This is a genomic window from Chlorobium ferrooxidans DSM 13031, from assembly GCF_000168715.1.
GTDB lineage: Bacteria > Bacteroidota > Chlorobiia > Chlorobiales > Chlorobiaceae > Chlorobium > Chlorobium ferrooxidans.
In genome coordinates this window covers 1-22,242 of the sequence record NZ_AASE01000030.1, presented here as the reverse complement: position 1 = coordinate 22,242, position 22,242 = coordinate 1, and the positions used below count along the sequence as shown (strand labels likewise).

Genomic DNA, 22,242 nt, shown 5'->3' with positions numbered 1-22,242 from the left:
TGTGTAGGCCGCCCTTTTCCAATTCAATCGCTGAATTTTTCGTCTCAGGCTTTGCCGTTGGAGCCGAGCACGTTGATGATCTTGTGGATATAGAGCTTCTTGAGAGAGTCTCTGGCAGGGCCGAGGTACTTTCTTGGATCGAACTCTTCGGGTTTTTCATCAAGCACCTTGCGGATAGCGGCGGTCATGGCAAGGCGACCGTCAGAATCGATATTGATTTTGCAGACTGCGGATTTTGCCGCAAGACGAAGCTGATCTTCACTGATGCCGATTGCATCTTTCAGCTTTCCGCCATGCTCGTTGATGGTTTTGACCAGATCCTGGGGTACGGATGAGGAGCCGTGCAGGACGATAGGGAACCCGGGAATGCGGCGCTCGATTTCACTGAGAATGTCGAGGCGGATTTTAGGATCTTCACCCGGTTTGAACTTGAATGCGCCGTGTGAAGTGCCGATTGAGATGGCAAGGCTGTCAACACCGGTTTTGGCTACAAAGTCCTCAACCTCTTCCGGCTGGGTATAGGTGTGATGAGCAGCCGAGACCTCATCTTCGATTCCGGCAAGCACACCAAGCTCACCCTCAACCGTAACATCATGTTCGTGTGCGTATGCCACAACTTTTTTGGTCAGTTCGATGTTCTCTTCATAAGGGAGATGAGAACCATCAATCATGACGGAGGAGAATCCCGAGTCGATACAGTCTTTGCAGAGTTCAAAGCTGTCGCCGTGATCAAGGTGAAGGACAATGGGAACAGGCGTTCCGAGCTCTTCAGCATAGGCTACAGCTCCCTGTGCAAGGTAGCGGAGAAGTGTTTCATTGGCATAGCTTCTGGCGCCTTTTGAAACCTGCAGAATAACCGGTGAGGCAGTTTCTACGCAAGCCATGACAATGGCCTGCATCTGTTCGAGATTGTTGAAATTATAGGCAGGAATAGCGTAACCGCCTGTAACAGCTTTTTGAAATAGTTCGCGACTGTTGACAAGGCCAAGTTCTTTATAACTGATCTTTTTCTTTTGCATTGAAAGCTCTCCCATTATTAGTATTTTAGGACGGATTTTTTTTGTCGAGTTTAAATTCCCCGACACCATTACGCAATTGCGGATCAATATAATATTTTTGTCTCTCCTTTCAAGAATCGTATAACTGTCGCAGCACAACCTTTTGATCATCAAACCGGAAAATGTTTAGAAAAAGTCTGCTTCTCTTTACTGTTACCTGTGGTTTTTCTTCACCATTGTCGGCAGGAATTTTCGGGACGGCTTCAGCCGCCGGACCCTCCATCAATGTGCTCAAGCCGACCGAAGCCCAGGAGGATGCAGGCAAATACATCAGTCAGTACCTTCTTCAGAACCACTACAGGAAGGTAGCGGTCAATGACTCCCTTTCCCTACAGATATTCAACCGCTATATCGACAATCTTGACGGCAGCAAGAGCTATTTTGTGGCCAGTGAGGTTGCCAGTCTCCGCAGGATATACGGCACCCGGATTGATGATGAATTTCTTGCAGGAAAACCAACCGCAGGTTTTGGCATCTATAACTTTTTTCTGAAGCGGGCAAAAGAGAAGATGCGGTTTATGAAAATTGCCGCGGATACCACCCATTTCAACTTTTCAGTTCCCGAAAACTTTGACCTTGACCGCAAGGCCGATCCATGGCCGGCCGACAGACGGCAGCTTACCGCTCTGTGGAAACAGGAACTTAAATATCAGTGGCTCAATCTGAAATATTCAGGTGAAACCAATACGACGGTTCGTGCTGCACTCTCAAAAAGCTTTGCAAGCCGCCTTAACCTTCTGAATCGCCAGAAATCGGAAGACGCGTTTCAGGCTTACATGAATGCGGTTACAACCTCCTTTGATCCCCATACCAGCTACTTTTCGCAGGATGAGTATGCCAATTTTCAGATTGACATGAGCCGCTCTCTTGAGGGGATCGGTGCGAAGCTCCAGACTGAAAGCGAGTATACGGTCATTAACGAGGTTATTCCCGGCGGTCCGGCCTTCAGAAGCAACCTCCTTAAAAAAGGGGACAAGATTATCGGTGTCGGGCAGGGAAGAGCTTACGAAATTGTTGATGTTACCGCATGGCGAATCAATGATGTGGTAAAACTGATTCGCGGGAAAAAAGGGACCGTTGTGCGCCTTAAAATTCTTCCGGCCAGTCAGGGCGGACGCGGACCGGCAAAAATCATAGCACTGGTGCGCGACAAGGTCGATCTTGAGGAGCAGGCGGCCCGGAAACGTATTATTCATCAGAATGGCCAGAAGATCGGCGTTATTACCATCCCTTCATTTTACCTTGATTTTGAAGGCCAGCAGCAGAATACCGGTAACTATAACAGCACCAGCCGTGATGTGTCGCGCATTCTCAATGAACTGAACAGTGAGCGTGTTGATGGTATTGTTATTGATCTTCGTGACGATGGCGGCGGATCCCTTGAAGAGGCGGTCAATGTAACCGGACTCTTTATCCCGACAGGGCCGGTTGTGCAGATCAGCAACTCAACCGGCGGTAAAATGGTGCTCAGGGATGAAGATCGCCGGGTACTCTATAACGGCCCGCTCGCCGTTCTGGTAAACCGTTACAGCGCTTCAGCTTCAGAGATTTTTGCTGCGGCAATTCAGGATTACGGGAGGGGAGTGGTTATTGGTGAGCGGACATTCGGAAAGGGAACGGTTCAAAGCATCATCAAACTCGCAAGACCATTTTCGTTTTTCATAAAGAAACCTGAACTGGGTCAGATAAAACTGACGATAGCAAAGTTTTACAGGATTTCAGGCGGCAGCACCCAGCACAGGGGGGTTGTGCCCGATATCTTCATGCCATCGATGATTGATACCGCTACCATTGGTGAGGATACCTACTCAAGCAGTCTGCCCTGGAGCACGGTCTCGCGATCATTTTACCGCTCAACCGCCGAGATTACCCCGGAAGAGATAGGCGTGCTCCGTCAAAAGGAGCTGGAGCGATCATCGCGCAATACGCTCTACCAGTCCTATCTGCAGGATCTGAGAACCCTTAACCAGATCCGGAAAAAGAAGGTGGTGTCGCTTCAGGATTCGGCTTTCAAATCGGAAATTGAAACCATAAAAAAAATCGAGAAGCAGTGGGTTCTGGATCAGGATTCCACCAAAGGGGTGAGCAGGGATGTTCTGCTCAATGAGTCGGCCGGCATTGTTTCGGATCTTGCTGATCTGAAGATCAAGCAGCGGCAGACCGTTATCCGTACGATACCGGCCCTGAATTAAACGGGCGATACCGGAGCGTGATTATCAGGTTCAGTTGGCTCTTTGTTTTGATGCGTCAAAAGAACAAAATACCGATAAACCGTGTTCACTGTACTATATTGTTTCTGCAGGGGAAGAGCCGTCAGGGCCATAACCTCCCTCTGCTGATTTGAGCTTTTGAACTCTTCTCAATTTGACAAGGAGTTGAGATTATGCTGACATTCAACCTGTTGACGGTTCTTGTTCTCGTGGGGCTCTTTTTGGCCTCATCGGTCAAAATTCTTCGCGAGTATGAACGGGGAGTTGTTTTCCGGCTCGGAAGGATCATCGGCGCGAAAGGTCCGGGGCTGATCATCCTTATTCCGGCTATCGACAAGATGGTCAAGGTTGATCTTCGTACCGTGACGCTTGATGTGCCTCCGCAGGATATCATCACCCGTGATAACGTCTCCGTCAAGGTGAGTGCGGTTGTCTACTTCCGTGTGCTTGATGCCATCAAGGCGATTGTCGATGTCGCGGACTTCCATTTTGCAACCTCACAGCTGGCACAGACCACGCTGCGCAGTGTCTGCGGGCAGGGCGAACTTGATAATCTGCTTGCAGAGCGTGATGAGATCAATGACCGTATCCAGGCTATTCTGGACAAGGATACCGAGCCATGGGGAGTCAAGGTCAGCAAGGTGGAGGTGAAGGAGATCGATCTGCCCGAGGGGATGCGGCGTGCAATGGCCAAACAGGCCGAGGCTGAACGCGAACGCCGCTCAGCTATTATCAACGCGGAAGGGGAGTATCAGGCCGCACAAAGGCTTGCCGATGCGGCAACGATTATTTCCGCCTCTCCGGCTGCCCTGCAGCTTCGTTATCTCCAGACACTCAAGGATATTGCGGCAGAGAATAATTCAACTACCGTATTTCCCATCCCAATGGATCTGTTTAAACCTTTCTTTGAAAACAGGCAGTCATCACCACCCCAGTCAACATAAACGCAATCGATTATGTTCAAGATTACTACCATTCTGTGTCCGGTCGATTTTTCAGATGCCTCCCGCAAGGCTGTGCAGTATGCGAAGGAGTTTGCCCGGAGTATGGAAGCATCTCTCTACCTGTTGAATGTGGTGGAGCCGAGACCTATGGCCGTTGACATTTCGCTTAATTATGTGCCGCTTGAAGCTGATCTTGAAAAAGCCTCAATGGAGGATCTTGAGGTTATCATGCAGGAGTTGATTCACGGGGGATTCAAGGCATCCTGCGGTGTGGAGATTGGCAATCCGGCGGATGTGATACTCGATAAAATTGACGAATGCAATGCCAATCTTGTGATCATGGGCTCTCATGGAAAAAAAGGGTTGAGCCGTCTGATCATGGGAAGTGTTGCCGAAACCGTTGTCCGGAAGGCCAATTGTCCGGTGCTTATTGTCAAAACCGAAGAGAAGGAGTTTATCGAGTAGTCATTGCATTACGTCGCGGTTGTATGCTTGCGCTCTGCCTCGTTTGGTTCAGCGTTAAAAGAGAGTATCAGTTTTTTTAATCAGCAACGAAAGACTTGCCATGAACAAAGCCAATCCCATGCGGAGCATTGCTCTGCCGTTGAACCCTGAAGCCATGAGTGACAAGCGCTCTTCAGCCTCGTTTACCGGCTCGATGCGCAGGCTGCTGACCGCTCTCCTCGCAAGGAGCGGGCGACAGGGGAAAATGGTTGCTCTTATCGGGACACTCACCCTTGCCGGAGTGATGGTCTTCGGAACAACATCATTCGCCGTAAGCGGGATTGCGGTCCCGGAAAACTTCGTTTTTATACCTGGCGGTGAATTTACGATGGGAAGTCCTCTGAGTGAAGCGAACCGACAGATCAATGAAACCCAGCATCAGGTGCGGTTGAGTGATTTTTATATCAGCAGATATCCGGTAACGTCCGCCGAGTTCAGAAAATTTGTCAAAGCCACAGGGTACCTGACTGATGCTGAAAAAGCCAACGATCAAAAGCACTGGCGCCACGGAGTTTCAGGCACTCTCCGTCCAAACTCTGAAGATAACCATCCCGTGGTCTATATGAGCTGGAACGATGCCGTCGCCTATTGCAACTGGATCTCGCAGCATACCGGCAGGAAGTTCCGCCTGCCAACCGAAGCAGAGCGCGAGTACGCCTGCCGTGCAGGAACGGCAACCCCCTTCAATTCCGGTCAAAGTCTGACTACAGAGAGGGCTAACTATAATGGTCAAAACCCTTCCGGCAATAAACCCAAGGGGGTGTACCGAGAGAATACCGTAGCGGTGAACAGTTTTGCTCCCAATGCATGGGGCTTGTACAACATGCACGGCAATGTCTGGGAGTGGTGCAGTGACTGGTTTGACCCTGCTTTTTATGAGCAGTGTAAAGCAGCAGGCACCGTTACCAACCCTGATGGTCCGGAGGACGGTTCGCGCCGTGTACTTCGCGGTGCGAGCTGGTTCGACTTTGAAGAGCACTGCCGGTCAGCGTATCGCATCGGAGGCGCGCCTTTAGCCCGCAACCCCAATGTCGGCTTTCGCCTGGTGTTTGTTCCGTAGTTCAGCCGGGGATCGTCCACTCCGCTATTTGCGAAAGGTTTCCATAAGGATTTTGGCGCCGCTGAATGGGCTGAGACGGGCTTCAACCACCTGTTGTTCGATGATCGCTTTTGCCTGGATGACTCCCGGATTGCTGAAGAACTCTTTTTTCAGCCGCTCTTCAAGCACGGTGTAGAGCAGTTGTTTCAGCTGCTGGCTTCGCCTCTCCTCAAGGCGAGCCTCTTCCCGCATTTGGGTGAAAAATTCAAGAATGTTCTGCCAGACATCGTTGATACCTGTATTGTGCAGCGCGGAGGTGAGGTAGACATTTCGATGCCAGAAGGGGTGTTTTTTGGGCAGCATCATGAGTGCAGCCTCGAATTCAGCCTTTGAGAGTGCGGCAATTGCAGCCTGATCTCCATCCGCTTTGGTTATGACAACGCTGTCCGCGATCTCCATGATACCGCGTTTGATCCCTTGCAGCTCATCTCCTGAGCCCGGCAGCATCAAAAGGAGGATGAAATCGACCATGGAGTCGATCAAAACTTCCGATTGCCCTACACCGACTGTCTCGACCAGAATAACATCATATCCTGCGGCTTCGCAGAGCAGAATGGTCTCATGGGTTTTCGGGGAGGTCCCCCCGAGATATCCGGAGGATGCTGTCGGGCGGATGAATGCCTCCTTCCGGCCGGAGAGTCTTTCCATGCGTGCCTTGTCGCCGAGAATACTCCCTTTTGACTGACGGCTGCTCGGGTCGATGGCCAGCACCGCAAGCGTGAGGCCGCTGTTGAGTATCGCTTCACCAAAAGCCTCAATAAAGGTGCTTTTTCCGGCTCCGGGTGAACCGGTTATTCCGATGCGCAGCGATGCGGTTTTCTTTTCAAGACAGCGGTCGAGAATCTCATGGGCTCTCGCTTCATGCTCCGGCTTCTGGGATTCGATAAGGGTGATGGCACGGCTCAGCATCTGACGGTTGCCGCTCATGATGCCCGAAACGACGGTTTCCACATCAGGATCGTGGCGGGGGATCCGCTCTTTATGATGCAGGTCGCGACTCATTATTCAAACCTTGCAATAAGCAGATTCAGGGTTTTTACCGCAGCATCCGCTATGACTGTTCCTGGCCCGAATATTCCGGCAACACCTTTATCATAGAGAAAAACATGGTCTTTTTCAGGTATGATGCCTCCGGCAATAACGAGAATATCTGCCCGGTCATGGGCGCCAAGCAGCTCGATAATTTTCGGTATAAGTGTTTTGTGACCGGCCGCAAGGCTTGATATGCCGATAATGTGCACGTCATTGTCAAGAGCCTGCTGCACAACCTCCTCAGGGGTCTGGAAGAGGGGGCTGATATCGACATCAAAACCGATATCGGCAAATCCCGCCGCGATAACTTTTGCTCCCCGGTCATGTCCGTCCTGTCCGACTTTCGACACCATGATTCTGGGTCTGCGGCCTTCAAGTGCAGCAAACCGGTCGGCAAGCCCCTGTGCCTCCTTGAATAGCGGGTTATCGTGCATCTGCGACATATAGACATTGCTGTTGAGCCTGATGGTCGAACGGTATCGTCCGAAACTCTTTTCACAGGCCGAGGAGATCTCTCCCAATGTAGCTCTTTTTCGTGCAGCTTCAACGGCAAGCTCCAGCAGATTTCCCTCTCCGGAGGCGGCACACGCTTCGATAGCCCTGAGAGCCAGTGCGCACGCTTCGCTGTCGCGTTCACGTTTGATGGTTTCAAGGCGTTTGATCTGCTGCTTCAGCACAAGGGTGTTGTCAACTTCGAGCAGTTCGATATCGGTTTTGCTGCTGGTTCTGTAGCCGTTGACCCCGACAATCACATCCTTGCCGCTGTCGATTCTTGCCTGCTTGCGGGTTGCCGCCTCTTCGATCTGGAGCTTCGGAATTCCTTTTTCGATTGCCTTGACCATGCCTCCGGCGGCCTCGATGTCGCTGATGATCTTCCAGGCTTTTTCGGCAAGCTCGTTGGTCAGATATTCAACATACGAGGAGCCTGCCCACGGGTCGATGCTGCGGGTTATATCGGTCTCCTCCTGCAAATAGAGCTGGGTATTACGGGCAATCCGGGCAGAAAAAGGGGTTGGCAGAGCTATGGCTTCATCCAGGGCATTGGTATGCAGCGACTGGGTGTGACCGAGTGATGCTGCAAGGGCTTCCAGACAGGTCCGTGTGATGTTGTTGAACGGATCCTGTTCGGTCAGGCTCCATCCGGAGGTCTGACAATGAGAGCGGAGCATCAGGGATTTCGGGCTTTTCGGATTGAACTGTTTGACAATTTTAGCCCAGAGCATCCGTGCCGCCCTCAATTTGGCGATCTCCATAAAATAGTTCATGCCCGTCGCCCAGAAGAAGGAGAGGCGGGGGGCAAAGGCGTCAATGTCAAGTCCGGCTTTCAGACCGGCCCGGATATATTCAAGCCCGTCGGCAAGGGTGAAGGCCAGTTCAAGATCAGCCGTGGCGCCGGCCTCCTGCATGTGGTAGCCCGAAATGCTGATGGAGTTGAATTTCGGCATGCGGCTGCTGGTGTAGCGGAAGATGTCGGCAATGATTTTCATGGAGGGTTCAGGCGGGTAGATATAGGTGTTGCGAACCATGAACTCCTTGAGAATATCGTTCTGGATTGTACCGCTGAGCCTGTCGGCGGTTACACCCTGCTCTTCGGCAGCAACAATATAAAAGGCCATGACCGGAAGCACCGCTCCGTTCATGGTCATGGATACGGAGATGTCGCCGAGGGGGATGCGGTCGAAGAGGATCTTCATGTCCTCAACCGAGTCAACGGCAACACCGGCCTTGCCGACATCCCCGATTACCCGTTCGTGATCGGAGTCGTAACCGCGGTGTGTGGGGAGGTCGAAGGCTACAGAGAGTCCTTTCTGACCGGCAGCAAGGTTTTGACGGTAGAAGTGGTTGGACTCTTCGGCCGTTGAAAACCCGGCATACTGGCGTATTGTCCACGGTCTGGTCGTATACATGGTGGTATAGGGGCCGCCGGGGTAGGGGGCAAAGCCGGGAGCGAAGTCGAGGTGGTCGATTTGCTCACTATCGGCACTGCCGTAGCGTGATTGTATCTCAATACCTTCAGCGGTTGTCCAGCAGGTCGTCGGAGCCGGGATGTCGTTCCCGGAAGCGATGAGTGCGGAGGAAAAAATATCGATCTCTGAAAAGTCCGGTCTCATTGCACTCCGGTTTTACGTTGGAAGGATTTCAGCATCTCAAGAACATCAACACCGGTATAGATAAAGCTGTCAATTCCGGCACCGAGGAGGCTTTCATGCTCAGCCGGGGGTTTTCCGGCCATGATGGTAATGCCGGAATGACGATTGGCCAGAGCAGCCGCAATACCAAGAGCTGCAGGTACCGGATCTTTCTGGGCAATGCAGAGTACAATAATGTCCGGCTTGTGTTGCAGAACTGTGTCGTACGAGGAGTTTTCTATCGGCAAAGCCGAGACAGCGGCAATGTCGAAACCTCCGCATTTGAAGAAATCTTCGCAGAATGCAGCCTGTCGGAAGCTTATTGCCGGATCGCCGACCATCCAGATAACGACTGAGGGGATTTTACCGCCATGCTGTTTGCCGGAAAGTGTTTTCAGTCGCAACCGTTCAAACGCCGCCGTCTCATTACTGGCAGGCAATGCTTCTGCTGCATTCATAATGGCCGCGCTGTTCTCCTCCTGCTCCGCCGTAAGGGGCCAGGGGTAGCGGTTGACGCCGATAAGTGTTTTTTTTCGTTTGCTGACAGCGCGCTCCCGCTCTGAAGATGAGGCGGTTATCAGGCTTCCGACGATACCGCATCTCCCGGCAGCGTCAAGACCTCCGGCAGCTTCAAAGGTTTTAAAGATTGACCATCCGGATTCTGCCAGTTTTGCCGTCAGGGCTTCAAGGTAATTTGATCCCGATGCCGGATCAACAACACGGTCAAGCCATGCCTCCTCCTTGAGCACAAGGTGTATGTTGCCGGTGATCCGGGATGCGATATCCTCTCTGACCGATAACCCGTTGTCAAAAGGGGCAATCTGAAGGGTGTCGTAGCCTCCGAGAATTGCTGAAATCGATTCGGTTGTCTGCCGGAGCAGATTGGTATAGGGGTCGAGCAGTGAGCGGTTTCGTTCGGATGTTCTGGCAAAGAGTCGGGGCTGAATCGAGCCCGTTGCGCCGTATGCTTTGAGGAGGAAGGGGAGAAGTGCTCGTACTGCCCTCGGTTTGGCCAGTTCCGTAAAATGGCTTGAACCGACAGGAAGGATAAGTTCTATGGCCGAAGCAATCCGTTCTGCCGGAATTCCGGCTTCAACAAAGCGGTGAAGGAGGTCGCTTGTGCCTCCGAGCGCAAGCGCTATCTCCTGTGCCGCTGTTGATCCCGCCTCATGATAGCCGGTTGTATCGACACAGAAGAGCGTGAATTGCGGGAGTGCATCGGCCAGCTCAAAGAGTTTGCGGTCCAGCTCTTTTGAAGCCAGAGGGGGTGGCGCAAGAAACCCGCCGGTTGTTGCTTTGAAAGAGGAGAGCGCAAGCAGGGTTTCAAGGAGCTCGGTGGCGGGGGGAAGGTTTCCTGAAAAATAGATTGCAATGGCAGAGGTGTCAATACCGGCAAAGAGGATTGAGAGATGATGCGGAGTGCAGTGTGCCGGGTCGGATATAGAGAACTCGAGTGCTGAAGCGTCCTGGGAGAGCGATTTCAATGCGTCGGCATTGGCGCTTTTCGGGTCGAGAACGGTTACTTTATGGCAGTTTATCCAGCTGTTTGCGGTTTTTGTTGCCGGTACCGCAACGCGCTTTGCCTCTTCATCATGAGCATACCAGGGCTCAAGATCAAACCCGTCAGGCGTATGCCAGACTATACTCTCAAACGGTTTATCACCGAGATCCGCAACAACCCTCTTTTTCCAGGTTTCCCGGCTGATTGCCGGAAACTCGTGAAAGAGTGAATCAGGCCGGGATTGTGTCATAACTTGTAGTAAAAATATTCATTACAGGTACCCATAATCGAGTCCCCTTTTAAAAAACAGACTTTGTTCCGATCCCTTCAGAGCGCTCTCGCACTCTGTATGATCTCCGATATCTTGTACTTCATATTGCCCGGCAGTGCGGTTTTTTCAACAAATCCTTTCTGCTGAAGCCACCAGGTTGTCTGGAACGCTTTGGTTGTCGGTTGACCGGTATACTGTTCGATGACCCGTTTACCGGAAAATCCGATATTTCCGGCATTGTGTTCAAAGAGTTTGATGCCCCTTGATCCAATGCCGATGGCAACCCCTCCAAGCGTCGGGTCGGTAATAATGGTAATAACCGGCAGTCCCGCTTTTTCAACGCTTGAGATGGCAACATGGAGTTTGGGAAGACCAACCATCGAAGAGCACCCTTCATGCATTCTTGCTCCGCCTCCTGTAGCCTGAATGACCAGCGGCACACCCCGTGCAATGGCTATCTTGCTCGCCCTCCAGACTTTCTCTGCGGTAGACATACAGAACGAGCCGCCGAGGAAGTTGAAGTTGGTTGCGCAAAAGACAACCGGTTCGCCCTGAATGGTTGCATTGCCGGTAATGAGCGATGATGCCGCTCCGGTTTTCTGCTGTGCCTCCGTGATTTTTTTGCGGTAGTCAGGGAAGTCAAGAATATCCTTGTCGACAATGTAGCGGGTCTCGGGATGCTCCGTGAAAGAGCCTTCGTCAAGCACAAGATCGATATAGTCATGCGCGGTAAGGCGCACATAGCGGTGCCCGCAGGTTTCGCAGACAAAATTATCGGCAAAGAGTTTCGAATAGAGTACGGGGTCGAGAATTGTTCTGCCGGTGGAGTCCCTGCAATGTTTGTGGCGTGCAACAAACAGAATTCTTTCGGGTTTCTGGATGAAGAATGATACCGGCTTTTCAAAAGCGAGGATCTCCTCTTCGGAAATGGTATCCCACTTTCCGATGTTTTCCCATCGCTCCATTCTTTTTGCAAAGATCTCGGAGGCGGGAGTCAGACTGAGTTTTTCGACCCACTTCGTCATGGCGCCCTTGAATGACTGCAGGGCGGATTTCGGGAAGTGGTGTGCCGGTCCTTCATGCTCGATGATGATGTCATCGATAATGCCGTTTTGCAGGGCGTCTTTGGCTGTTATCCGTGATATCTCGGCAGCAAAACCGGCCTTCTCCCTTGTGCGGAAGAGAATCGATGAGCAGGCCTCCGGTGAGATGACCATGTAGGTTGAGTACTCCATGGCCAGGACGGCATCGCATCCGGTCAGCGCAATAGCGCCACCGCTGCATCCCCGGTTTATGATAACCGAGAGCGTCGGCACTTTTGCTTCACCGAGCGCCTGCATGCAGCGTCCGATTTTCCATGCTATCCCTCCGGCTTCGGACTGTTCGGTTGGATCGGCACCGGCAGTATCAATAACGGTAATAATGATGCGGTTCTCCTGTTCAGCAAGCGCGATAGCCTGAATAGCTTTTTCAAATGCAGCCGGAGTTGGCATTCCCTGGTTCCATTTGGCGATCTCTTCCGGATTTTTCATGAGCCGGAGCATCTGCGCAAAATCGGATGTCGGCCCGGACTGCTGGCCGATAAGCATCACCGGCCACCATGCGTTCTGGCCATTGCGCAGAACCGCCCGGTGTGTCTGGATAATGCAGCTGCCGTGGAGATCGTTCTGCAGACACTCCTCAGCTTCATCAAATACGGTCAGATAATCAAGGTGCTTGGGGCGCTCGGGGTGGAAGGAGAGTTGATACTTTTCGTATTCTGTCAGTTGTTCAATACTCTCGTGGGAGTAATTGAATCCCTCTTTTTTCTCGAAAGGCAGATAAAAATGTTTCACAGGGTACTATCGGCTTTATCGCAATTATTTAGTGACCTTTCTCGGCAAATTCAAGCAGAACACGATTTGTCTCCTTTGGATGCAGAAAGAGGATTTTTTTTCCACCGGCACCCTCTTTCGGCTCCGAGAGCGGAGTGATATTAACGGTTTTAAGTCGCTCGCTCTCCCTGACGATATCATCGGTTGCAAGTGCAATATGGTGCAGTCCGTCACCGTTTTTCAGCAGAAATTTAGCAATGGCACCCTCGCTGTTCATGGGTTCGAGCAGCTCGATTTTACTTTCGCCGACAGGTATAAATGCCACCCTGACGTTTTCGGAGGGGACCTCCTCAATGGTGACACTCTTCGGGTCACACCCGAGAACGTTCAGGAACGTTTCGAGTGAGACCTCAAGGTTTTGAACGGCGATGGCAATGTGATCGATCTTTTTTATCATTCGTCCTTTGTGATTGACTTGCTGTTTACGGCATAACCTATTGTCTGCAAACCCTCACGGATCTCATCGAGAATGACCGGATCGTCAATGGTTGCCGGCATGGTGTACTCCTCGCTGTTGGCAATTTTGCGCATGGTGCTGCGAAGAATCTTGCCGGAGCGGGTTTTCGGGAGCCGGTTGACGATAATGGCACTCTTGAACGAGGCAACAGGTCCGATATTCTCCCTCACATATTCAATAACGTGCTTGATGATCTGGTTGTGCGGGGTATCGACATTGAGTTTCAGTACCAGGAAGCCGAGCGGCACCTGTCCTTTCAGATCGTCATGAACGCCGATAACCGCGCTCTCCGCCACATCCGGATGCTCGCACAGTGCCCCTTCAATGGCACCGGTAGAGAGCCTGTGGCCGGCAACATTGATGACATCATCCGTGCGCGACATGATATGAATGTAGCCGTCTTCATCAATAAATCCGGCATCACTGGTCTGATAGAAACCGGGGAACTCCTTCATATAGGTTTCCACAAACCGGTTATCAGCCTTCCAGAGCGTCAGCATGGTGCCGGGAGGAAGCGGGAGCTTGATGACGATATCACCCATCTGATTGGGCTGAAGCTGTTCAAGATCGGCGTTGACAACCTGAACGTTGTAGCCGGGCACGGCTCTTGAAGCCGAGCCGTATTTGATCGGGCCGGGTTCAATTCCCTGGCAGTTGGCGGCAATGGCCCAGCCGGTCTCGGTCTGCCACCAGTGGTCAATGACCGGAACCTGCAGCATCTTTTCAGCCCATTTGACGGTATCGGGGTCAGCCCGTTCTCCGGCAAGAAAGAGGGCCCGGAAGTTCGAAAGATCGTAGTTCTTGATGTAGTGACCGTTCGGATCCTCTTTTTTTATAGCCCGGAATGCTGTCGGGGCGGTAAAGAGCACCGAAACGTTGTGTTCACTGATGATTCTCCAGAAGGTGCCTGGATCGGGAGTGCCGACCGGTTTGCCTTCAAAGATGAGTGAGGTGCAACCCTGAAGGAGGGGAGCGTAGACAATATAGGAGTGGCCGACAACCCATCCCACATCACTTGCCGCCCAGAACACTTCGCCGGGTTCAACGTTATAGACATTTTTCATTGACCACTGCAGGGCAACCATATGGCCGCCGTGATCGCGAACAATGCCCTTCGGCTGGCCGGTGGTTCCTGAGGTATAGAGAATATAGAGGGGATCGGAAGATTCAACGGGTACGCACTGTGCAGGTTCGGCTCCGAGAAGGGACTGGTTCCAGGTGAGGTCGCGCTCTTCATTCAGTTCGGCCTTTAACTGATCACGCTGTTTGATGATACAGATTTCAGGCTTGAAGTGGGCCAGCTCGATGGCAAAGTCAAGCAGCCGTTTGTAGTCAATGATCTTGTTATGTTCGATACCGCATGATGCTGAAATGATCACCTTTGGTTTGCAGTCATCAATTCTGATTGCCAGTTCGTGGGATGCGAATCCGCCGAACACCACGGAGTGGATGGCGCCGATTCTTGCACAGGCAAGCATGGCAACCACAGCTTCCGGGATCATGGGCATGTAGATGATAACACGGTCACCCTTGCGCACACCTCTTGACTGCAGGGCACCGGCAAAGAGCGCTACGATATCGCGAAATTCGCGGAAGGAGTACCTTGTTTTAGTACCGGTAACCGGACTGTCGTAGATAATTGCGGTCTGGTTTCCTCTGCCTTCATCAACGTGCCGGTCAAGTGCATTGTAGCAGGTATTGGTAATGCCGCCCGAAAACCAGCGATAAAATGGAGGATTGGTATCGTCGAGCACCTTGTTCCATTTTTTGTACCAGTGAAGCTTTTCTGCGGCTTCGCCCCAGAAGATTTCCGGCTCCTGAATGGATTTTTGATAAACGGTATTGAATGAGTGCAGCATACGAGTGATCCCTTGTTAAAAAAAAAGTGTTAATAAAATAAGGGAGGACGGATCAGCAAGAACAGCGGAAAGGGTGGTGTTGAAGCGGAGTGGCATTGATTTTCGCACGGCTGTATTTTGCACGGCAATTGCATAAAACCTAATGTTAACAAAAAATACACTTCAGAGCAATGAACAATTGTTCCGTCCGCCGGCTGCCGGATTTTCAACAGAGAAGGCCGCGGCTCAATCAAGGGGCTTCAACTGCCCGAACAGGGTGAAAAACTCTTCGATGGTGAGCGCTTCTGCCCGAAGTTTAAGGGTAGAGCTCTCGACGGCATCAAGATTGTAGGACTCTTTGAGATTGTTCAGCAGCGTTTTACGACGCTGATGAAACGCGGTGCGGACAAACCGGCGGAACCCTTCACTCTCTTCAACAGGGCTCTCCTGTTTGGGTTTCATGCTGATGACGGCACTGTCAACTCCCGGTTGCGGGCGAAAGACCTTGCGGCCTACCTTGAAGAGGTAGCTGACATCGCAGAATGCCTGCATCTGCACCGCAAGAATGCCATAATCTTTGGTGGATGGACGGGCAACAATTCGCATGGCGACCTCATGCTGCATCATGAGGGTTGCTGAAATGAAGCTCCGGCGATGTTCCAGAAGCTTGAAGAGAATCGGGCTTGTAATCGAGTAGGGGATGTTGCCGAGAACCCTCAGCGGCTTTTCTCCGGCAAGAAGCTCAAGGTCGGTATCCAGAAAATCGGCTTCAAGCACCTTGAGTCCGGGATATTCACTTCTGATAAATGCAGCCAGCTTCGGATCTTTTTCAACTACCGTAAACGTCGGGCAGATCGCTATGATCTCCCTGGTCAGGGCGCCGAACCCCGGACCGATCTCCAGAATATTGTCATCAGCAGTGGCACCGGAGGAGGCAACAATTTTTCTTGTGATATTGCGGTCGGTTAAAAAGTTTTGACCTAATTTTTTTTTCGCCGCGATTTCAGTATGCTTATATTCAACTTTTATCATTGAGTCCGGAATTCTTTAAGTGCCATGGCCGGGCGGAACTGCTTTTTTTAATTTAAGTTATTCTTGAAGTAATGGAAGAAAATAACATCGGGACCGCGGCAGTGCAATATGTTTCGCGCGGCAACAAGGCTACCCGTACCGGGTTTGGAGATGCTCTCCTGCAGGCCGGCAGGGAAAACAGTGATGTCGTGGCACTTTGCGCTGATCTTACCGGATCACTGAACATGAATTTGTTTCGTGATGCATTTCCCGATCGTTTTATCCAGACAGGTATAGCCGAAGCCAACATGGTTTCCATGGCAGCAGGACTCGCTACAACCGGAAAAATTCCGGTAGCGGCCAGTTTTGCCGTCTTTGCCACCGGACGGGTCTACGATCAGATCCGCCAGTCGCTCTGTTACTCAAATCTCAATGTCAAGATCTGTGCATCCCATGCCGGGCTCACCCTCGGTGAGGATGGCGCCACCCACCAGATCCTTGAGGATATCGGTCTTATGCGCGGTCTTCCGAGAATGACCGTGGTTGTTCCCTGTGATTACATTGAAACCGTCAGGGCGACCCATGCCATCATCAAGCATGAGGGTCCGGTTTATCTGCGCTTCGGAAGGCCGAATGTTCCTGATTTTTCGCTTGACGAGGATGGTTTTGAAATCGGCAAGTCCATTGAACTTCACCCCGGCAAGGATGTTACCGTTATTGCCTGCGGCATCATGGTATGGAAAGCGCTCGAAGCAGCACTTATTCTTGAAAAGGAGGGTGTTGGCGTCAGGGTTATCAACATGCATACCATCAAGCCGATTGACACGCTTGCCATTGTTCGTGCAGCCAACGATACCGGAGCAATTGTTACGGCTGAAGAGCATCAGATCTACAACGGTCTTGGTGATGCCGTAGCCAATGTTTGCGCCCGCAATATACCGGTACCGATTGAGATGGTTGGTGTGGAGGATCAGTTCGGTGAATCGGGAAAAGCCGATGAACTTCTTGAAAAATACAAGCTTACTACTGCTGATATTCTTGAAAAAATCTATCTGGCATTGCGCAGAAAGTGCTGATTTCCCTGGGCTCATGAGGAGCGTGATATTGGTAGCCCCCGACACAGAGAGGCGGGGGGTGGAGAAAAATGTAATCTCCACCTAGCGGTGAGAGACCGCCCGCAATGAAATTTCTATAACGCACGGGAGAAAAAGAAGATGGCAATGCCGAATTTTGGCGACATGATGAAGCAGATCCAGCAGGCTGGTGAAAAGATGCAGGATGTGCAGAAGCAGCTTGAAAAGATTGTTGCCCATGGCGAGGCGGGTGGAGGCATGGTCAGGGTCTCGGTGAGCGGCAAACAGAAACTGCTCTCACTCACAATTGATCCTGACATTATGGATGATGCCGAGATGGTTCAGGATCTGGTGCTCGCAGCCGTGAACAGCGGGCTTGACGAATCCGCAAGGCTGGCCCAGGAGGAGATCAGCAGGGCGACCGGCGGGATGATCAATCCGGCCGACCTCCTGAAAAACATGAATCTCGGTAAATAACACCGCATGCGCTACACTTCGGCGGCTATAGAAGCCCTGATTGAAGAGTTTGCCAAATTGCCGGGTGTCGGACGCAAAACCGCCCAGCGTCTTGCCATGTATGTTCTGCATGAGCCGAGAGCCGAGGCGGAAAAACTTGCATCCGCACTGCTTGATGTAAAAGACAAGGTTATCCGCTGTTCAGTCTGCCAGAATGTTACCGACAAGGAGAGTGATCCCTGTGCTGTATGCAGCAGCAGGGCTCGCGACCGTTCGGTTATCTGCGTTGTTGAATCTCCGGTTGATATGCTCGCCTTTGAAAAAACGGGATTCTATAAAGGGCTCTATCATGTGCTGCATGGAGTCATTTCGCCGCTTGACGGTATAGGGCCGGATGATATCAAGGTTCGCGAGCTGCTTGTCCGGTTTTCGGGTCAGGAGAGCGGTGAGGTCAAAGAGGTTGTTCTGGCTCTGAATCCTACCATTGAAGGGGAAACAACTTCACTCTATCTGAGCAAACTGCTCAAACCGCTTGGCGTGCAGGTGACCAAAATAGCACGGGGAATACCGGTCGGCGCAGAGCTTGAGTTTGTTGATGAAGCGACGCTTTCACGGGCAATGGAAGGGCGATCGGCTATGTAGTATTGCAAAGGGTCCCTCTGTCAACTGTTGCGAGAAGCCCGCAAGACCGGACTCCCGACAGGCAGGGTGCCAAAGCAGTAATCAGGTTTCGAACAAAGAGAGAGAGACGCCAAACTTTCGTATCAATTGGTGAATACATGAGTTCAGAAAAAAAGTCGGTACTGATTCTTGGTGGGGGCCTTGCCGGTCTTACTGCCGCCAAGCGGTTGACAGACAGGGGGTTTCAGGTCAGGGTTCTTGAAAAAAGGGGTATTTTCGGCGGCAAGGTATCAGCCTGGAAAGATGAGGAGGGCGACTGGATTGAATCAGGCACCCACTGTTTTTTTGGCGCCTATGATGTGCTCTATGATCTCCTTAAAGAGATAAAAACCAATCACGCAGTCCTGTGGAAGGAGCATCAGCTCACCTATACGCTCGACGGTGGCGAGCGTTTTACCTTCAACACCTGGGATCTTCCGAGCCCGCTGCATCTGCTGCCTGCCATTGTGAAAAACGGCTACTTTTCATTCTCCGAGATGGCCGCTTTTTCCAGATCGCTCATTCCGCTTGCCCTGCAGCGTGACAAATATGCGCCGACGCAGGATCATCTGACCTTTGCCGAGTGGGCAACAGCGAAGAAATTCGGCAACCGTCTCATGGAAAAGATGTTCCGCCCGATGGCGCTTGCCCTGAAATTCATTCCTCCCGAAGAGATATCAGCCAAGATCATCCTTGATGTTACTGAAACCTTCTACCGCCTGCCGGATGCTTCCCGAATGGGATTTCTGAAAGGCTCGCCGCAGGAGTATCTCCATCAGCCGCTTATGGAGTACTCGGCGTCGAAAGGGGCGGTTTTCAAGCCGAACACGGCCGTAGAGGAGCTGCTCTATGAGGGAGGGGAGATCAAGGGTGTTCAGCTCAAGAACGGTGAAATCCTTACCGCGGACTACTATCTCTGTGCCCTGCCGATCCATAACCTCCTGAAGGTGCTGCCCGAGAGCCTGAAAAAAAACGAGCGCTTTTTCGGCGGTCTCGGCAACCTTGCCGGGGTTCCGGTGATCTCTGTCCAGATCTGGTATGATCGGGAAATTACCCCTGTCGATAATGTCCTCTTCTCACCCGACGGCGTTATTCCGGTCTACGCAAACCTTGCCCAAACAACGCCCGACTACCGAACCCTGAGAGGGGAGCCCTTCATCGGCAAAACCCGCTTCGAATTCTGTGTTGCTCCGGCAAAAAACATGATGGGGATGACCAAAGAGGAGATTATCCGTCAGGTCGATCTCTCGGTGAGAAACTGCTATCCCGTAACGTCACAGGGTGCAAAAATTCTGAAGTCAACAGTGGTAAAGATTCCGCAATCGGTCTATGCTCCGACGCCGAACATGGAGCAGTTCCGCCCGACCCAGAAAACCCCGATCCGCAACCTCTTTCTTGCAGGCGGATTTTCGCAGCAGCTCTACTACGACTCGATGGGTGGAGCAGTCATGAGCGCCAACCTTGCCTCCGAAGGGATTATCAGCGCGGCTGGTTTGAAGAAAGGTTAGAACTGTCTGGCAAAAATTTGGAGGAAACAAGAAAATGATTCTGTAAAGAGGGAGAAAATATTATCTTCAGAATCCTGATCCGAATCAGGCCCTTGTAGCTCAGTGGATAGAGTAGTAGTTTCCGAAACTATTGGTCGGCAGTTCGAATCTGCCCAAGGGCACAGGAGATAAAGAGATATTTCGGGGTGTGGCTCAGTTGGTAGAGTGCTGCGTTCGGGACGCAGAGGTCGTGGGTTCGAATCCCGCCACCCCGACACCAGAGGCGATTACGGAGAGATCTGTAATCGCCTTTTTCGTTTCCCCTCTGATTTGAAATGGTTTGAATATCAGCCATGTTTTCGCTTCAGGCAGTGCATGCCCCATTTTTCAGCTCTCCATTGGAACCCCGGTTCACAACATTCCAACGGGTACGTTATCGGTGGTCGATGTGATCGGGAGATACAGAGGAGCAAGCGAGATGATGCATCCCTGCCCGATCGGTTGTTTCAGTGTTTGAAGTACCTGAAAATGGCGAATGGCATCTTTTCCCGGAGTTGCCGATTTTTTTATTTCGACAGGATAGAGAGTGCCGTTCTGATGAATGAGCAGATCGACCTCTTTGGCATCCTTGTCGCGATAGTAATAGATGGGGGCACGCTTGCCGTTGTGCCACCAGCTTTTGATGATCTCCGATACCACCCAGCTTTCAAGAATGGCTCCTGACATCGCTCCAGCTTCCAGCGTTTCGGGGGAGGTCCACTCGGTCAGCCACGCCGCAAATCCTGTATCGAGGAAGTACAGTTTCGGGGTTTTCACCACTCTTTTGTTGATATTAGTGTGCCACGGTTCGAGCATGTAGACGATGCCTGAGTTTTCGAGAATCGAGAGCCATCGTTTTCCTGTTGCATGGTTGATGTCGCTCTGGCGGCAAAGGTCCAGAATATTGAGCATCTGGCCGGTTCGTGCTCCACAGGAGCGAAGAAATCTCAGAAATGCGCTTTCGTCGCCGACATTGGCCAGATCTCGTACATCACGTTGCAGATAGGTCTGGACGTATGAACTGTAGAACAGGTCATGATCGGCAGGATTCTCCTGATGAAGAGCGGGAAACGATCCAAGCCAGATTTTCCGGTAGAGTTCCGGCAGAAGCAATTGCCGGCTTTGTGCACGTTGTTTCATGACTTCCGGAACCGGCAGAAACGGTTCTGCAGAAGGAGTGCCCAAAAGCTCTCTCTGCGAGAATCCAAGCAGGTTGACCACCCCGATACGACCGGCGAGCGATTCAGTGACCCCCTTCATCAAATGGAATTGCTGTGAACCGGTGAGCCAGAATTTTCCGGCTTTCGGTTCGTTGTCCACTGCCATTTTAATGTATGGCAGGAGCTGGGGAGCATACTGGATTTCGTCGATGAGAACCGGTGAGGTAAAGCGTTGCAGAAACAGCGCAGGCTCATCTCTGGCGAGTGCCCGGAGCATCGGGTCGTCAAGAGTGACATACGTTCGCTCTTCTCCTGCAAGGTGTCGCAGGAACGTTGTTTTTCCGGTTTGGCGAGGTCCAGTCAGCAGCATGACGGGGAATTGTTGACTCGCTTCCAGAAAAAAACGTTCAAGTGTTCTTGTTTTATAAGGCATGTTGCGGCTTATTTTATTATTGAGTATAAAAATAGCCGAAAAAACAAAAAAGTGCAAGCGTCAAAAAAAGATAGTACCTCCAACAGTGATGCCGGTGTGGCGGGGGCATTGATATGGGCGTTGAGCTGCCTGGCGGGAAAAGGTTTATTGCCGGAGTCGATATTTTGTATGGAGGAGGTACGGTGCGAAAGTTGATGGATGCTGCTGAGGTTCCGGGTCGTGCTCGACTATCTCTACAAACGACTCTTCAACCTGACAGACAGCAGAGGTCATGAGACCTGGAAGAGGTGGGGGAATCAACCTGCAACTTTATAGGTTTGACCCATAGGCAGAAAACCGGCCACAACCCCTCGTGCGAGGCGTGAGCGGATAGTCTCAAACATGGTGATTGTCTCTTTAGAGTATAATCTCTCCCCGCAATGGGTGCAAATATCTGCTTTTACTCTGACAACAGCGGTGTTGTTGCCTCCGAGAATCAATTTTTCTACCTCTTTTTCAATCACTTCACCACCGCATACCGGACACAGTTCAAACGGGATCATTACTTTTTCTCCTTGTTTTCCAATCAATCCACCTTTTTGGATCCGGGCGATAAACAGTTATGATAACAGCCCATGAGTTTTCTCTGTTACAAGCCCAAACACTATGGATCGTGTGGCTATCCCCTTAATAGGTCAACCCAATTAGAGATTATCAGCCTATTGCGTCAAAGGCGGTCTGCTCAACGCCATTAGCATGTGAAGAGTCGGATTCTTTTGCTGGCCAAAGAGCAGGAGTAAACCTCCTTATCTGCATATCATTATCGCTTCAGGCAGTGCATACCCTGTTTTTCAGCTCTCCAGTAAATACAGTCAGGCTTGTGAGAAGGACATAGCTCATGATATTTCCCTGAAACCATCGAGATGATTAGCGGATGGCCGGAGTTACCTTTGAGGGACTTCTCCGCCTCTTCGGCAGTTGTAACCCCGGCTTTTCCTGCACGTATCATCGCTTCGGCCAGTTCATC

18 protein-coding genes, 2 tRNA genes and 1 pseudogene are annotated in these 22,242 nt (G+C 51.5%); 10 read left to right on the top strand and 11 right to left on the bottom strand.

From position 1 onward, the window contains the following. Positions 1-44 precede the first annotated feature (44 nt). Complete coding sequence (locus CFERDRAFT_RS10785) at positions 45-1,019, bottom strand: class II fructose-bisphosphate aldolase (RefSeq protein WP_006367267.1); 975 nt, start codon at positions 1,017-1,019, stop codon at positions 45-47. A 161-nt stretch (positions 1,020-1,180) separates the two neighbouring features. Here CFERDRAFT_RS10785 and CFERDRAFT_RS10780 point away from each other — a divergent pair, with 161 nt between their 5' ends. The 4 genes from CFERDRAFT_RS10780 (at position 1,181) to CFERDRAFT_RS10765 (ending at position 5,776) form a co-directional block, all read left to right on the top strand. Continuing rightward, on the top strand, positions 1,181-3,250 hold the full coding sequence (locus CFERDRAFT_RS10780; RefSeq protein ID WP_006367266.1) for a carboxy terminal-processing peptidase: 2,070 nt from the start codon (positions 1,181-1,183) through the stop codon (positions 3,248-3,250). A gap of 191 nt (positions 3,251-3,441) precedes the next feature. Next, positions 3,442-4,212: a slipin family protein gene (locus CFERDRAFT_RS10775; RefSeq protein ID WP_006367265.1), complete on the top strand. Its 771-nt coding sequence runs from the start codon at positions 3,442-3,444 to the stop codon at positions 4,210-4,212. A 12-nt stretch (positions 4,213-4,224) separates the two neighbouring features. Beyond that, entirely contained in the window at positions 4,225-4,677 is a 453-nt protein-coding gene (locus CFERDRAFT_RS10770) for a universal stress protein (RefSeq protein ID WP_006367264.1), read from the top strand. A gap of 100 nt (positions 4,678-4,777) precedes the next feature. After that, positions 4,778-5,776 carry a formylglycine-generating enzyme family protein gene (locus CFERDRAFT_RS10765; RefSeq protein ID WP_006367263.1) on the top strand — a complete coding sequence of 333 codons (999 nt, stop codon included), beginning with the start codon at positions 4,778-4,780 and terminating at the stop codon, positions 5,774-5,776. A gap of 24 nt (positions 5,777-5,800) precedes the next feature. Here CFERDRAFT_RS10765 and meaB read toward each other — a convergent pair whose 3' ends face one another. The 7 genes from meaB to rsmA all read right to left on the bottom strand — a co-directional run bounded on the left by meaB (position 5,801) and on the right by rsmA (position 15,949). Continuing rightward, positions 5,801-6,817, bottom strand: a complete 1,017-nt coding sequence (gene meaB, locus CFERDRAFT_RS10760) for a methylmalonyl Co-A mutase-associated GTPase MeaB (protein ID WP_006367262.1) — start codon at positions 6,815-6,817, stop codon at positions 5,801-5,803. Continuing rightward, positions 6,817-8,958: a methylmalonyl-CoA mutase gene (gene scpA, locus CFERDRAFT_RS10755; RefSeq protein WP_006367261.1), complete on the bottom strand. Its 2,142-nt coding sequence runs from the start codon at positions 8,956-8,958 to the stop codon at positions 6,817-6,819. The genes meaB and scpA overlap by 1 nt, the downstream gene beginning before the upstream one ends. Further along, positions 8,955-10,727, bottom strand: coding sequence for a methylmalonyl-CoA mutase subunit beta (locus tag CFERDRAFT_RS10750; protein ID WP_006367260.1), 1,773 nt, complete (start codon positions 10,725-10,727; stop codon positions 8,955-8,957). Before CFERDRAFT_RS10750 ends, scpA begins: the two co-directional genes overlap by 4 nt. A gap of 77 nt (positions 10,728-10,804) precedes the next feature. After that, positions 10,805-12,583, bottom strand: a complete 1,779-nt coding sequence (locus tag CFERDRAFT_RS10745) for a carboxyl transferase domain-containing protein (protein WP_006367259.1) — start codon at positions 12,581-12,583, stop codon at positions 10,805-10,807. 28 nt (positions 12,584-12,611) lie between these two features. Then, positions 12,612-13,019, bottom strand: a complete 408-nt coding sequence (gene mce, locus CFERDRAFT_RS10740) for a methylmalonyl-CoA epimerase (protein ID WP_006367258.1) — start codon at positions 13,017-13,019, stop codon at positions 12,612-12,614. Continuing rightward, entirely contained in the window at positions 13,016-14,938 is a 1,923-nt protein-coding gene (locus tag CFERDRAFT_RS10735; RefSeq protein WP_006367257.1) for a propionyl-CoA synthetase, read from the bottom strand. Before CFERDRAFT_RS10735 ends, mce begins: the two co-directional genes overlap by 4 nt. A 225-nt stretch (positions 14,939-15,163) precedes the next feature. Then, positions 15,164-15,949 carry a 16S rRNA (adenine(1518)-N(6)/adenine(1519)-N(6))-dimethyltransferase RsmA gene (gene rsmA, locus CFERDRAFT_RS10730; protein WP_006367256.1) on the bottom strand — a complete coding sequence of 262 codons (786 nt, stop codon included), beginning with the start codon at positions 15,947-15,949 and terminating at the stop codon, positions 15,164-15,166. A 71-nt stretch (positions 15,950-16,020) separates the two neighbouring features. Here rsmA and CFERDRAFT_RS10725 point away from each other — a divergent pair, with 71 nt between their 5' ends. The 6 genes from CFERDRAFT_RS10725 (at position 16,021) to CFERDRAFT_RS10700 (ending at position 19,879) form a co-directional block, all read left to right on the top strand. After that, positions 16,021-17,004: a transketolase family protein gene (locus CFERDRAFT_RS10725; protein ID WP_006367255.1), complete on the top strand. Its 984-nt coding sequence runs from the start codon at positions 16,021-16,023 to the stop codon at positions 17,002-17,004. Positions 17,005-17,142: 138 nt separating this feature from the next. Further along, positions 17,143-17,478, top strand: a complete 336-nt coding sequence (locus CFERDRAFT_RS10720; protein ID WP_006367254.1) for a YbaB/EbfC family nucleoid-associated protein — start codon at positions 17,143-17,145, stop codon at positions 17,476-17,478. A gap of 6 nt (positions 17,479-17,484) precedes the next feature. After that, entirely contained in the window at positions 17,485-18,099 is a 615-nt protein-coding gene (gene recR, locus CFERDRAFT_RS10715) for a recombination mediator RecR (protein ID WP_006367253.1), read from the top strand. A 137-nt stretch (positions 18,100-18,236) separates the two neighbouring features. Then, positions 18,237-19,625: an FAD-dependent oxidoreductase gene (locus CFERDRAFT_RS10710; protein ID WP_006367252.1), complete on the top strand. Its 1,389-nt coding sequence runs from the start codon at positions 18,237-18,239 to the stop codon at positions 19,623-19,625. Positions 19,626-19,713: 88 nt separating this feature from the next. Beyond that, positions 19,714-19,786 (top strand) — tRNA-Arg (locus CFERDRAFT_RS10705). Between the two features lie 20 nt (positions 19,787-19,806). Then, positions 19,807-19,879 (top strand) — tRNA-Pro (locus CFERDRAFT_RS10700). 136 nt (positions 19,880-20,015) lie between these two features. Here CFERDRAFT_RS10700 and CFERDRAFT_RS10695 read toward each other — a convergent pair. The 3 genes and pseudogenes from CFERDRAFT_RS10695 to CFERDRAFT_RS12505 form a co-directional block, all read right to left on the bottom strand. Then, the gene (locus CFERDRAFT_RS10695; protein ID WP_006367251.1) at positions 20,016-21,236 is read right to left on the bottom strand and encodes an ATP-binding protein; all 1,221 of its coding nucleotides are present in this window, start codon (positions 21,234-21,236) and stop codon (positions 20,016-20,018) included. Positions 21,237-21,532: 296 nt separating this feature from the next. After that, the gene (locus CFERDRAFT_RS10690) at positions 21,533-21,805 is read right to left on the bottom strand and encodes a YgiT-type zinc finger protein (protein ID WP_006367268.1); all 273 of its coding nucleotides are present in this window, start codon (positions 21,803-21,805) and stop codon (positions 21,533-21,535) included. A gap of 230 nt (positions 21,806-22,035) precedes the next feature. Beyond that, positions 22,036-22,242: pseudogene (locus CFERDRAFT_RS12505) on the bottom strand (hypothetical protein); the annotation flags it as partial.

Bases quoted from the DNA above. Each gene is read 5' to 3' on its own strand.
- CFERDRAFT_RS10785 (WP_006367267.1), bottom strand. From the start codon at position 1,019: ATGCAAAAGAAAAAGATCAGTTATAAAGAACTTGGCCTTGTCAACAGT.
- CFERDRAFT_RS10725 (WP_006367255.1), top strand. From the start codon at position 16,021: ATGGAAGAAAATAACATCGGGACCGCGGCAGTGCAATATGTTTCGCGC.
- CFERDRAFT_RS10750 (WP_006367260.1), bottom strand. From the start codon at position 10,727: ATGACACAATCCCGGCCTGATTCACTCTTTCACGAGTTTCCGGCAATC.
- mce (WP_006367258.1), bottom strand. From the start codon at position 13,019: ATGATAAAAAAGATCGATCACATTGCCATCGCCGTTCAAAACCTTGAG.
- CFERDRAFT_RS10775 (WP_006367265.1), top strand. From the start codon at position 3,442: ATGCTGACATTCAACCTGTTGACGGTTCTTGTTCTCGTGGGGCTCTTT.
- rsmA (WP_006367256.1), bottom strand. From the start codon at position 15,949: ATGATAAAAGTTGAATATAAGCATACTGAAATCGCGGCGAAAAAAAAA.
- CFERDRAFT_RS10720 (WP_006367254.1), top strand. From the start codon at position 17,143: ATGGCAATGCCGAATTTTGGCGACATGATGAAGCAGATCCAGCAGGCT.
- scpA (WP_006367261.1), bottom strand. From the start codon at position 8,958: ATGAGACCGGACTTTTCAGAGATCGATATTTTTTCCTCCGCACTCATC.
- CFERDRAFT_RS10770 (WP_006367264.1), top strand. From the start codon at position 4,225: ATGTTCAAGATTACTACCATTCTGTGTCCGGTCGATTTTTCAGATGCC.
- CFERDRAFT_RS10710 (WP_006367252.1), top strand. From the start codon at position 18,237: ATGAGTTCAGAAAAAAAGTCGGTACTGATTCTTGGTGGGGGCCTTGCC.
- CFERDRAFT_RS10765 (WP_006367263.1), top strand. From the start codon at position 4,778: ATGAACAAAGCCAATCCCATGCGGAGCATTGCTCTGCCGTTGAACCCT.
- recR (WP_006367253.1), top strand. From the start codon at position 17,485: ATGCGCTACACTTCGGCGGCTATAGAAGCCCTGATTGAAGAGTTTGCC.
- CFERDRAFT_RS10695 (WP_006367251.1), bottom strand. From the start codon at position 21,236: ATGCCTTATAAAACAAGAACACTTGAACGTTTTTTTCTGGAAGCGAGT.
- CFERDRAFT_RS10780 (WP_006367266.1), top strand. From the start codon at position 1,181: ATGTTTAGAAAAAGTCTGCTTCTCTTTACTGTTACCTGTGGTTTTTCT.
- CFERDRAFT_RS10735 (WP_006367257.1), bottom strand. From the start codon at position 14,938: ATGCTGCACTCATTCAATACCGTTTATCAAAAATCCATTCAGGAGCCG.
- meaB (WP_006367262.1), bottom strand. From the start codon at position 6,817: ATGAGTCGCGACCTGCATCATAAAGAGCGGATCCCCCGCCACGATCCT.